At 60.8% G+C, this 12,731-nt stretch carries 7 protein-coding genes and 2 pseudogenes; 3 read left to right on the top strand and 6 right to left on the bottom strand.

Annotated elements, in window-relative coordinates:
* Positions 1-497: 497 nt before the first annotated feature.
* From CQ002_RS28970 to CQ002_RS22320, 3 genes and pseudogenes are all read left to right on the top strand, one after another.
* Positions 498-1,418, top strand: a pseudogene (locus CQ002_RS28970) (methyl-accepting chemotaxis protein); the annotation flags it as partial.
* A 201-nt stretch (positions 1,419-1,619) separates the two neighbouring features.
* Entirely contained in the window at positions 1,620-2,324 is a 705-nt protein-coding gene (locus tag CQ002_RS28975) for a methyl-accepting chemotaxis protein (RefSeq protein ID WP_371919468.1), read from the top strand.
* Between the two features lie 106 nt (positions 2,325-2,430).
* A complete protein-coding gene (locus CQ002_RS22320) occupies positions 2,431-4,338 on the top strand; it encodes a methyl-accepting chemotaxis protein (protein ID WP_105161520.1) in 1,908 nt (635 codons plus the stop codon).
* 3 nt (positions 4,339-4,341) lie between these two features.
* Here the strand turns inward: CQ002_RS22320 and CQ002_RS22325 are convergent, their stop codons facing one another.
* From CQ002_RS22325 to CQ002_RS22350, 6 genes and pseudogenes are all read right to left on the bottom strand, one after another.
* A complete protein-coding gene (locus CQ002_RS22325) occupies positions 4,342-5,076 on the bottom strand; it encodes an amino acid ABC transporter ATP-binding protein (RefSeq protein WP_069021294.1) in 735 nt (244 codons plus the stop codon).
* Positions 5,069-6,028, bottom strand: coding sequence for an amino acid ABC transporter permease (locus tag CQ002_RS22330; RefSeq protein WP_034108808.1), 960 nt, complete (start codon positions 6,026-6,028; stop codon positions 5,069-5,071). Before CQ002_RS22330 ends, CQ002_RS22325 begins: the two co-directional genes overlap by 8 nt.
* 123 nt (positions 6,029-6,151) lie before the next feature.
* Entirely contained in the window at positions 6,152-6,949 is a 798-nt protein-coding gene (locus CQ002_RS22335; protein WP_034109369.1) for a transporter substrate-binding domain-containing protein, read from the bottom strand.
* A 222-nt stretch (positions 6,950-7,171) separates the two neighbouring features.
* Positions 7,172-7,972: a transporter substrate-binding domain-containing protein gene (locus CQ002_RS22340; RefSeq protein WP_034108806.1), complete on the bottom strand. Its 801-nt coding sequence runs from the start codon at positions 7,970-7,972 to the stop codon at positions 7,172-7,174.
* A 193-nt stretch (positions 7,973-8,165) separates the two neighbouring features.
* A pseudogene (mdoH, locus tag CQ002_RS22345) lies at positions 8,166-10,738 on the bottom strand (glucans biosynthesis glucosyltransferase MdoH); the annotation flags it as partial.
* Entirely contained in the window at positions 10,731-12,467 is a 1,737-nt protein-coding gene (locus tag CQ002_RS22350) for a glucan biosynthesis protein G (RefSeq protein ID WP_034109368.1), read from the bottom strand. The gene CQ002_RS22350 and the pseudogene mdoH, both read right to left, overlap by 8 nt.
* Positions 12,468-12,731 lie beyond the last annotated feature (264 nt).

A 12,731-nucleotide genomic window follows, 5' to 3' on the forward strand; every position in this document is an offset into this window, starting at 1 on the left:
AAAGTGACCCGCTGTAAGAGCGGAACCAATATCAGCCGTAACCTAAATAACGGATATGTACCCGGTCTGATCCAACATCCAGGTCGGCTGTCAGGCCGCCTTCGCGGGCAAGCCCGCTCCCACAGTTGGATCGCGGGGTGTCAGGAAGAGAGTGGTTGGCTGTCGGGGCGCCTTCGCGAGCAAGCCCGCTCCCACATTTTTGGATCGCGGGGTGAGAGTTAGATGGTGGTTGGTTGTCAGGCCGCCTTCGCGGGCAAGCCCGCTCCCACAGTTGGATCGCGGGGTGTCAGGAAGATAGTGGTCGGCTGTCAGGCCGCCATCGCAGGCAAGCCGGCCACTACAGAATGTTACCAACCTGCCGATAACCCCTGAATAAGTCCAAGCCTTGTTCCAGGGGAGTTCGCAGCATGTATCGTTGGTTAGCCGAAAAACTGGGGAATGTCAGCGTCAAAACCAAACTCGGCGTGGGCTTCGGCCTGGTATTGCTGCTGACATTAATGATCACCTTCACCGGCTGGACCGGCCTGGGCGATGTGATCAGTCGGGGCGACAAGCTGGGCTTTATCTCCAGCCTCAACGGGCTGACCAAAGACCTGCGCCTGGCACGCCTGGACTTCGAAATGCGTCGCGGCGAACAAGGCACGGACGCGGTCAACGGCCTGATCGCTCAGTTGGACACTGGCCTGAAAAAAGCCGCCGAGCTGATCGAGCAACCCGCTGACAAGGCCCTGGTGGAGCAGCAACAGGAGGCCTTGGGCCGATACAAAAAGGCTTTCGGCGCCATGGTCCAGGCCGGGCTCAAGCGTGAAGGTGCGCGCAGCAAGCTTGGCGACACCGCCGACAACGCCGTGGCCAAGATCAATGAAGTCGAGAAGTCCCTGCTGCAAGGCGACAGCGTCACGCAGTTCAATAGCGTGGTCGACCTGAGCAAACTGATCCAGCAATCGCGCTTCCAAGTACGCGGCTACACCTACAGCGGCAAAGTCGAGGCCGAGCAACCGGCCCTGGATGCCATCGACAATGCCCTGAAGAAAATCACCGAACTCCAAGGGCAACTGCCGGCGCAGTACCAGGCCAACCTGCAGGAAGCCAGCGTGTCGTTGCAAGCTTACCGCGACGCCGTCAGCCAGTATCGCGACTCTCAGGTTGCCAGCGCCGCAGCCCTGAAGAACATGACCGCCGAGGGCGATACCCTGCTCGGCCACAGTGAGAAACTCACTGTCTCGCAGACCGTGGTGCGCGACACCGACGCCGCGCAAGCCAAGAACTTCCTGCTGCTGGCCACGTTACTGGCGCTGATCTTTGGCCTGGTCGCCGCCTGGGCCATCACCCGCCAGATCATCATTCCGCTGAACCAGACGCTCCAGGTGGCCGAACGCGTGGCCTCGGGCGACCTGAGCCACAACCTGACGTCCTTGCGCCAGGACGAACTGGGCCAACTGCAACGCGCCATGCAAAGCATGACCGTCGGCCTGCGTGAGCTGATCGGTGGTATCAGCGATGGCGTCACCCAGATCGCCAGCGCCGCCGAACAACTGTCGGCCGTGACCGAACAGACCAGTGCCGGGGTCAACAGCCAGAAGGTCGAGACCGACCAGGTGGCCACCGCCATGAACGAGATGGCCGCTACCGTGCAGGAAGTTGCGCGCAACGCCGAGGAAGCCTCCGAGGCCGCCGTGGCCGCTGACCAGCAGGCCCGTGAAGGCGACAAAGTGGTCGGCGAAGCCATCGCCCAGATCGAACGCCTGGCCACCGAAGTGGGTAACTCCACCGTGGCCATGGGCGATCTGAAACGCGAAAGCGACAAGATCGGCAGCGTGCTCGACGTGATCAAGTCCGTGGCCCAGCAAACCAACCTGCTGGCCCTCAACGCCGCGATTGAAGCTGCGCGTGCCGGTGAAGCCGGGCGTGGCTTCGCGGTAGTGGCCGACGAGGTGCGTAGCTTGGCCCAGCGCACGCAGAAGTCCACGGAAGAGATCGAGGAGCTGATCGTCGGCCTGCAAAACGGCACGCAGCAGGTGGCAACCATCATGGACAACAGCCGTGGCCTCACCGACAGCAGCGTCGAATTGACCCGCCGGGCCGGTAGCGCCTTGGCGAGCATCACTCGTACGGTCTCGACTATCCAGGCGATGAACTCGCAGATCGCCACCGCCGCCGAGCAGCAAAGTGCAGTGGCCGAAGAAATCAACCGCAGTGTGTTGAACGTGCGCGATGTGTCGGAACAAACCTCGTCGGCCAGCGAAGAGACCGCCGCATCCAGCGCCGAACTGGCACGCCTGGGTATTTATCTGCAAACACTGGTCGGGCGTTTCCGCATCTAACCAATAGTTTGTGAAATTTCCTACGCAGTTATCAGCCCAGCAATACTCCGAATCGAATTAGCGTTTCCTCTGTTGCGAAACGCTTTTTCGGATTCGGAGGCCCACCATGTTTTCTCCGCTCACCCGCTTGCTGGCCAACGCCAGCGTCCACCTCAAGCTCGCCCTGGGATTTGGCCTGGTGCTGATCCTCAGCTTCGCCATCGCCGTGACCGGTTGGCAAGCCCTGAATGCCTTGCTGTTTCGTTCAAGCAACCTGACGACCTTGGGCCAGATGGCTGTCGTGGCCGAAGCCATGCGCGCAGACCGTATCGTTTACCGAACGCTTGCGGACATCGCCAGCCTGGGAAAAATGGAACAACAGATTGCCCACATCGATCGACACTTGGACCACCTGTCGAACCGCGTGAAAGACCCGGATGACCTGCAACGTATCCAGGAAGCGCAAGGCCTGGCCAACCACTTCAAAACGGCACTGGAGGAACTGCCACCCTTGATCGAACAGCGCGAAGGCACGCGGCCGCCCCTGCATGCGACGGCGCTCCAGGCCAGTGACACCCTCACACGATTGGCCATTGAATTGCCTGACCAGAATGACCGACAGGCGCTGGATGCGGTAGAAAATCTGCGCCAGGCCATGGAGCTGGCCGAGGATCGGACCCAAAGCCCTGCCTGGGCAGCCGAGTCTCTGCCAGCCTATGCCGACACCGTCGACAAGACCCTCGACGCCTTGGACGTCGCCCAGGCCGCCGTGGCTCAGTTGCCGGCCGACTCCACCCTGCTTGAAACCGACCTGACGAACTATCGTACGCAACTCATAGCGCTCAAGGACGCTCAACTCACCACAGAAACTGCGCAGAATCGGTTTGAACAGCAGCTCAACCAGCTGCTCGAACACACCGAGTCAGTCAGCCAGAGCCAGGCCCTCCAACGCGACAGGGAAGCGGACGCCACGCGAACACTGCTCATCAGCGTCACGGTGGCCGCCCTGCTGCTTGGTACCCTGGCGGCGTGGTGGATCGCTCGGCAGATCGCTGTGCCGCTGCGCGAGGTGTTGTTATCCGCCCATCGCATCGCGCACGGCGATCTCAGTCACGATATCCAGATAGAGCGCCGCGATGAGTTGGGCCAGTTGCAACACACCTTCAGTGACATGACCCGCAGCCTGCGTAGGCTGATCAGCGGCATCGGTGACAGCGCCCACCATATCGCCAGTGCCGCCACGCAGCTATCGGCAGTCACCGAGCAGACCCGCACCGGCATCATCAACCAGAAAAGCGAAACCGATCAGGTGGCGACCGCCATGAACGAAATGCTCGCCACCGCCCAGGAAGTCGCCCGACACGCCGAGCAAGCGTCAATCGCGGCGAATGAAGCCGACCTGCAAGCCAGTGCTGGGGACAACGTGGTGGCGCAGGCCATTGAACAGATTGGCCAGTTGGCGGATGAGATGGCTCTTTCGGGCCGAGCGATGCTGGCGTTGCAACACGAAAGCCAGAAGATCGGCAGCGTGCTGGACGTGATCAAGTCGGTCTCTCAACAAACCAACCTGCTGGCGCTGAATGCCGCCATTGAGGCGGCACGCGCCGGCACGGCTGGCGAAGGGTTTGCCGTAGTGGCCGATGAAGTGCGCAGCCTGGCCCAGCGCACCCAGGAATCGGCGGAAGAAATCGAAGGGCTGATCCTTGGCCTGAACACCGGCACCCAGCAGGTGGCGGATATCATGGGCAGTAGCCGCCACCTTACCGACTGCAGTGTCGGCCTGACCCGCGACGCCGGCGACGCATTGGCGGCGATTGCCCGCACGGTCTCCGTCATCCAGGCAATGAACCCGCAGATTGCCGCCGCCGCCGAGCAGCAGAGCGCGGTGGCCGAAGAGATCAATTGCAGTGTGTTGAAGGTGCGTGACGTATCAGAGCAGACAGCCGCCGCCAGCGAGGAAACGGCGGCGGCGAGCGCTCAGTTGATGGGGCTGAGCCTGGACCTGCAAACCCTGGTCGGCAAGTTCAGGCTCTGAGGCTTACAACACCTGGCGCAGGAACGCCTGCGCCCGTGGGTCTTTCGGTGAGTCGAAGAACTCGGCCGGGGCTGCATCCTCCAGCAACTTGCCATGGTCGAAGAACAGCACCCGATCAGCCACTTCACGGGCAAAGCCCATTTCGTGGGTGACGCAGACCATGGTCATGCCTTCCAGGGCCAGGGTCTTCATCACGTCCAGCACTTCGCCGACCATTTCCGGGTCCAGCGCCGAGGTAGGCTCATCAAAGAGCATCACCTTGGGTTCCATTGCCAGGGCCCGGGCGATGGCGACCCGCTGCTGTTGGCCGCCGGACAAGCGAGAGGGAAACTCGTTGGCCTTCTGTGCAATACCAACCTTTTCCAACAGCGCCAGGGCCTTGGCCTCACGTTCCTGCTTACCGCGCTTGCGCACGACTTTTTGCGCCAGGCACAGGTTTTCGAGCACGGTCATGTGTGGGAACAGGTTGAAGTGCTGGAACACCATGCCGACTTCACGGCGGTAGGCGTTCACGTCGGTTTTCGGATCAGCCAGTTGCAGGCCGTCGATGCTCACCGAGCCTGAGTCGAACGCTTCCAGGCCATTAAGGCAGCGCAGGAACGTGGACTTGCCGGAGCCGGACGGGCCGATCACCACCAGGACTTCGCCCTTGGCCACCTGGGTGGTGACGTGGTCCACCGCGCGGACCACGTGGCCACGGGTGTCGAAGACTTTTACCAGATCGCGGACTTCAATCACTTTGCGCGAGCCTCCGCTCAAGCCGGCTGGCCATTTTCGACAGCGGCAGGTTGATCAGCAGGTACAGGCCTGCGACGCAGAACAGGATTTCAAACGGCGAGAACGAGGTGGTGATCACTTCACGGCCGCTCTTGAGCAGCTCGGTAATCGCGATCACCGAGACCAGGGACGTGTCTTTCACCAGGCTGATAAATTGCCCGGCCAGCGGCGGCAGCACGCGCTTGAAGGCCTGCGGCAACACCACATGGCGCATTGACTGGCTGGCACTCAGTCCCAGGGACCGCGCGGCTTCGTTCTGGCCACGGGTGATGGACTGCACGCCGGCGCGGACGATTTCCGCCACATAGGCGCCGGTGAACAGCGACAGCGCGGCGATCCCGGCGAACTCCCGGGACAGGTTGAGCACCGTACCGATAAAGAAATAGAAAATGAAGATCTGCACCAATAGCGGCGTACCGCGTACCAGTTCGACGTAGATCGTCGACAGATCCCGCAGGGTCGGGTTGCTGGACAAACGGCACAAGCCGGTCGCCAGGCCAATCACCAGGCCCAGGATGCCCGACACCACCGACAGCCACAGCGTGGTCCACAAGCCCCACATCAGCGGCCCCAGCGCCCACTGCCGGGTCACACCGACCACATCGCCTTCTGCGACATCGTCGCCGCGCGCCACTTGCAGGCTGTTCTCGGCAACGGTCAGCGTTTGCTCGGCGCCCGCGTCGTTGCGCAGGGTCACCTCGGCCACATCGCCTTTGCGCACCAACTCGACCACCGTGGAGATGTCAGCCGCGCGCTGCGACGTTTCGGCCTGGTAGGCGAAGTACTGCGGTACGCGGTTCCAGCGCCACTCGTAGGACATCAGCGAGGTGGCGTAGTACAAGGCGCCGGCAAGGCCGACAAGCACGACCACGGTCAGCAGGTGCCAGGGCCATTGGGCTTTTTTCTGTTTCATTTCAGGTTCCGGGATATGTATCGCCTGGCAGGCCGTCATCGCGGGCGAGCCCGCTCCCACAGGGGAACGCATTCCAACGGTGGGAGCTGGCTTGCCTGCGCTACAGGCAACTCGGTCTAGGCCTTATTCCATGTCCTTGAGCCACTCGGAGCTCTTGAACCACTTGTCATGGATGCGATCGTAGGTGCCGTCGTTACGGATCTGGTGCAGGAAGTTGTTGATGAAGTTGATGCTGTCGTAGTCGCCTTTCTTCAGGCCGAACGCCAACGGCTCGAAGGTGAAGGGTTCGTCCAGGAACACCAGCTTGCCGTTGCCGACTTTCTTCTCGGCAACCACGTTGTAAGGCGCGTCATACACAAAGGCATCGGCCTTGCCGTTGACCACGTCCAGCACGCCTTCCTGCTCGTTGTCATAGCCGTGGTACTTGGCTTTGGAGATCAGCTTCTTGGCGACCATCTCACCCGTGGTGCCCAGCTTGGAGGTCAGGCGGTACTTCTCGTCGTTCAGGTCTTTGTACGACTTGATGGTGCCTTCCAGCTCCTTGCGGATCAGCAGGGTCTGGCCGACCACGATAAAGGGTTCGCTGAAGTTCAGGCGCAGGTTGCGTTCCTGGGTGAGGGTCATGCCGCTGCCGATCATGTCGAACTTACCGGTCAGGAAGGCCGGGATGATGCCGTCGTAGCCGGTGGACACCAGTTCCAGCTTGACGCCCATGGACTTGGCCATGGCCTTGAGGATGTCGACTTCAAAACCGATGATTTCGCCGCGCTTGTCTGTCATTTCGAACGGCATGTAGGTCGGGTCCATGCCGACTTTCAGCGTGCCGCGCTTGACCGCATCATCGATAGCACCCGCCTGGGCAGCATTGGCCGCGACCAGCGCGGTGACGCCAAGCAGCAGCATCGAAAGATACTTTTTCATCATCAAGTCCCCTGAACGATTCTTATGAGATAGGCGCGCAAAAAGGGCTGCACCATTTCGGGGTGCGATCCTAACCCACTCGTCTCCCGTCACAAAGGTTTCGCGGCTATTTGTTATCTGCATATGTCGGAAAAGCCCCACAACGGTGCGACAAAGCACAGCTTTAGACGCTTTCCAATGGGTGGTAGCCGCAACGGATTGATGTGTAAGCAGTTATGACTTTCAGTCGATTTCCATCAACCAGGCGGTGTCCTTAAACCACTTGTCGTGCAGGCGATCATAGGTCCCGTCCTGGGCCACTTGATTGAGGAAATGGTTGATCCAGTTGAGGCTGTCGAAATCTCCTTTCTTGACCCCAAATGCCAGGGGTTCGAAGGTGAAGGGTTGCTCCAGCGCCAGCAATGAGCTGTTTTCCGCACGGCCCAGGGCGATGAGGTTATAAGGCGCGTCATGAATAAAGGCATCGGCCGCGCCTGTCACCACTTGGCGCACCCCTTCCTCCGGCGTTGCAAAGCTATTGATCCGGGCCGCGCCCAGAAAACGCCTGGCCGCCGCTTCGCCCGTGGTGCCTTCGGTGGTGGCTATCCGGTAACTGGCATCATCCAGGTCTTCAATGCTGCTGACCTTGCCCAGGTGCCTGGGATGCAACAACACCGACTGGCCAACCACGATGAACGAGTCGCTGAAATTCAGCTTCAGGTTGCGCTCCTGGGTGACGGTCATGCCGCTGCCGATCAGGTCGAATTTTTTCGCCAGCAGCCCCGCCACTAACTCGGTGTAGGGGACGGCGACCAATTCAAGCTCCACCCCCAACGCGCGGCTCATGACCTTGAGCAGGTCGATTTCAAAGCCGACGATGCGCCCCTGTCTATCGGTCATTTCAAAAGGTACATAGGTGGGCGTGGTGCCGACTTTGAGTACGCCGCGTCGAACCGCGTCGTCGATCGCGCCGGCCTGTGCCAGGCCCATGTGAATCAATGCGACAGCGCTTATCAACAGCGCAGAACAATAGCCTTTGCTCATGAATACCCCGAAGGCAGGTTAAATTCGGGGCGATGCTAACTCAGTCGCGGGCACGGCAATACGCCTCGGGCAAAGGTCTTTTGTATCGAAATAGTTTATTAAAAACAGGGGGTTAGCGCAGGAAGGAAGTCACAGGAAACGCTGTAGGACCAGCGCTTCGAACGCCCCCGAGGTGAGCCCTCGGGGGCGTCTGAATCAGGCCGGTTGGGCCTGGGACGACAGCGGTTGCAGCGGCAGCAACGGCGCGTGCGGGTCAGCCTTTAGAGAATCCCGCCAGGCCGCGAGCCACTCGGCATGGCCTTCACTCCAGACCTGCTCATGCAAGCGAGCCAGGGCTACCGGGTCACTGAGCAACGCCAGGCGTTCACCGTTGTTGAGGCCGGCAGGACCGACTTTCAACGCATGGCGCACACGTTCGGCACGCAGGTACTCGATCGGTTCTGCCTGCGCGTGACGCGAGGTCGCCAGGGCACAGGCCAGGGCGTTCTGCTGCGGGTCGACTACCGAGCGCACGAAGCCGTCGTTGAGCGCGTGCCAACGGTTTTCGTGGGTGTACTTGTCGGTGGACAGCAACGCTTGCGGCGGATTGTATTCCTCAGGGATCAGGAACAGGCTCTCGTCGCGGGACTTGAGGCCCAGCCCGACACGGCTGGAAATTACCGACACCGGGATCGACAGCATCAGCGAACCGACGATCGGCACCAGCCACCACAGGAAGCTCGGGTTCAACCACACCACCAGCAGCGCCCAGAGGAAGCCCAGCAGGGTTTGCGGACCGTGGCGCTTGACCGCCTCGCTCCATGGGGTGGAGTCGTCGTCACGTTGCGGCGAGTTCCAGGTCGCAGCCCAGCCCAGGAACGCGGCGAGCACGAAGCGGGTGTGGAAGATCATCCGCACCGGCGCCAGCAGCATGGAGAACAGCATCTCCAGCAGCATCGACAAGGTCACCTTGAACTTGCCGCCGAACTCTTTCGCGCCCTTGGCCCAGATCAGGATGATGCTCAGCAGCTTAGGCAGGAACAGCAGCACGATGGTGGTAGAGAACAGCGCCACGGCCTTGTCCGGATGCCATTGCGGCCAGAGTGGGTACAACTGGCGTGGCGCCATGAAGTACTGCGGTTCCATCAGGGTGTTCACCGCCAGCAAGGCCGTGGACAAGACCAGGAACAGGAACCACAACGGCGCCGACAGGTAGGACATCACACCGGTCAGGAACACCGCGCGGTGCACCGGGTGCATGCCCTTGACCAGGAACAGGCGGAAGTTCATCAGGTTGCCGTGGCACCAGCGACGGTCACGCTTGAGTTCATCCAGCAGGTTTGGCGGCAGCTCTTCGTAACTGCCCGGCAGGTCGTAGGCGATCCACACGCCCCAGCCGGCACGGCGCATCAGCGCTGCTTCGACGAAGTCGTGGGACAGGATGGAACCGGCGAACGCGCCTTTGCCCGGCAAGGGTGCCAGGGCACAGTGCTCGATGAACGGCTTCATGCGGATGATCGCGTTGTGACCCCAGTAGTGGGACTCACCCAACTGCCAGAAGTGCAGGCCGGCGGTGAACAGCGGGCCGTAGACGCGGGTTGCGAACTGCTGCATGCGCGCATACAGGGTGTCCATGCCCGACGCACGTGGCGCGGTCTGGATGATCCCGGCATCCGGCGTGGCTTCCATCAAGCGCACCAGGCTGGTCAGGCATTCGCCGCTCATGACGCTGTCAGCGTCGAGCACGACCATGTACTTGTAGTCACCGCCCCAACGACGGCAGAAGTCGTCGAGGTTGCCGCTCTTGCGCTTTACGCGACGGCGACGACGGCGATAGAAGATCTTGCCGAAACCACCGGCTTCGCGGCATACGTCGAGCCAGGCTTGCTGTTCGGCGATGCAGATGTCGGCTTCATTACTGTCGCTGAGCACGAAGAAGTCGAAGCGATCCAGGTCACCCGTGGCAGCGACCGACTCGAACGTCGCGCGCAGGCCGGCAAACACCCGGGGCACGTCTTCGTTGCAGATCGGCATCACCAGCGCGGTGCGGGCATCTTTTGGAATCGGCTCGTCACCCGCGCTTTTACCGGAGATGCGGTACTTATCGTGGCCGGTGAGCAGCTCCAGGAAGCCCATCAACGCGGTCCAGAAACCGGCTGACACCCAGCAGAACAAGATCCCGAACATGATCAGGATGCTGGTTTGCAGGGCGTAAGGGAGTACCTGGGTCGCGGTTTGCAGCAGGGTCTGGTTGCGAATCTCGTCGAAGTCGACCAGCGACCAGCCCTGGTACGGCATGATGCCTTTCATGTACCAGCCAGCAACGATGGTCTGGCCGAGCATCAGCACCAGCAGGATGTAACGACGGATCGAACCGACGGTACGCCAGCGGGCGGCCGGCAATACGCGCTCATCCTTCGGCGGTGCAGGTGGGTTGCTGCGCCCGGTGATACGACGCCAGCCGCGCACCAGGATATTGGTGCGCCATGGCTCCGGTACCACGCGAGTACGACGAATTGGCGGCGTGGCCTTGAGGCACACGCGGCCCTCGGCGTCGAGCGCCAGCATTTCAGCGTCTTGCAGCTCTTCTGCGGTGCTGAGGGTCAACCGAGTGCCAACCGACGCCTGCGCGGCGTCGCCAGGCGCATCGAACGTCTTCGACGACAAGCGTTCGTGCAACTCGGTGAAGGATGTGCAGCCCGCCAGTTCGGCGCGCTGCTCAGCGGTCATCGGTAGATGCGCCAGGTACTCGGACAGAGTCTCGGGCGTTACTTGAGAATTACTCATCGGCAGGCAACTGATAGCTCCAGGTTTCGGTCAGGACTTGCTCGGTCTTGATCGGCTCCGGTGTGGCTGGGGCAGCTTCTGGCTGCTTGGCTTCCTTGTCTTTCGCGTCTTTCTTGGCCTGTTTCTCGTGTTGCTTGGCCAGGACCTTGTCGGCCTTGAGCACGTGGCTCGAGTCCTGCTCGGGGGCCGGCGGAGGAACGTCCTGCACCAGCGCCGCGCGCATTTCGGTCGGTTTGCCTGCGTCCTTGATCTTCATGCGCAGGGTCAGGCGCCAGCCTTTGGTGTGCTCGTTGTAGCGCACGCTGTTCTCAACCAGTTCGGCGTTGTCGCCGACACTGACCTGGCTGCGAACCGGGGCATCCGTCGGCAGGGCCTTGAGGGACGGGCCCTCGAAGTCCACCAGGTAGGCCACGCTGCCGTCAGGCTGGCGAATCAGGTTGGATTGCTTCACGTCACCGGTGGAACGCAGGGTCTGCTTGACCCAGGCGCTATCGGTCGGGTGCAGCGACTTCTCGTCCATGGTCCAGTGCAGGCGGTAGGCGACATCCAGTGGCTTGCCGACTTCTGGCAGCTCCGCAGGGCTCCAGAACGCAACGATGTTGTCGTTGGTTTCATCGGCGGTCGGGATCTCTACCAGGTTGACGGTGCCTTTGCCCCAGTCGCCCTCAGGCTCGATCCAGGCGCTTGGGCGCTTGTCGTAGTTGTCGTCCAGGTCTTCGTAGTGGCTGAAGTCGCGACCACGTTGCAGCAGGCCGAAACCACGCGGGTTCTCTACGGTGAAGTTGCTGACCGACAGGTGTTTAGGGTTGTTCAGCGGGCGCCAGATCCATTCGCCATTGCCGGCATGGATCGACAGGCCACTGGAATCGTGAAGCTCACGACGGTAGTTGAGCACCTTGGACGGCTGGTTCGCGCCGAACAGGTACATGCTGGTCAACGGGGCAACGCCCAGCTTGCTGACCTTGTCGCGCAGGAACATCTGGGATTTGACATCGACAATGGTGTCGGTACCCGGACGCAGGATCAGGCGGTAAGCACCGGTCGCGCGTGGCGAGTCCAGCAGGGCAAAGATCACCAGTTGTTTCTCACCCGGTTTCGGACGTTCGATCCAGAACTCGGTGAAACGCGGGAATTCTTCACCAGACGGCAATGCGGTGTCGATCGCCATGCCACGGGCCGACAGGCCATAGGCCTGGCCCTTGCCGACCACGCGGAAGTAGCTTGCGCCCAGCATGGTCATGATTTCGTCTTGCTTGTCGGCCTTGTTGATCGGGAATAGCACACGGAAGCCGGCATAACCCAGCTGTTCGGTGGCTTTAGGATCAAACTTCACGTCGCCGAAATCGAAGCGCGTTGGGTCGTACTTGATTTCCTGCACGCTGTCGGCGGTGACTTCGTTGATTTTCACCGGTGTATCGAAGTGCATACCCTGGTGATAGAAGGACAGCTTGAACGGGGTGTTCTGATCGGCCCACTCGGCTTTTTCGTTGCGGAAACGAATCTTCTGGTAGTCCGCGAATTTCATTTCGCGGAATTCGTTCGGCAGATTGCTGCGCGGAGCTTCGTATTTCTGCCCGGCCAGCTCTTTTGCCTTGGCCGACACATCATCCAGACTGAATGCCCACAGTTGACCCGCGCCGAACAGGCAAAACAGGGCAGAGCCCGTCACCAGTGCGTTTCGTAACCGTTTGGCAGACAATTTTGGTGCATTACAGGGACTAACAATCACGAGCAACCCTCGCCGAAAACAGATCAAAAAACCAACGGCCAGCTATCTATATGCCAGGTTGGCGAGCATTGTTCCGACTCCCCTGGGTCAAAATGATTCCCCAATGGCTATCGGACAAGTCTCTACCTAAGTCAAAAATGGACCAAACAACGCTGATCCCCGTAGCGCGCGATTATCTAGTAGCCCGCGAAACAACGCATCAGGGATAACGAAGTATTTGTAGCGAAACCCTGCGTTTTTAGGCATTAAAGTCGTTTTTAATAC

Origin of the sequence: Pseudomonas sp. MYb13, assembly GCF_002980075.1 — a bacterium.
In the GTDB taxonomy this organism is placed as follows: Bacteria; Pseudomonadota; Gammaproteobacteria; order Pseudomonadales; family Pseudomonadaceae; genus Aquipseudomonas; species Aquipseudomonas lurida.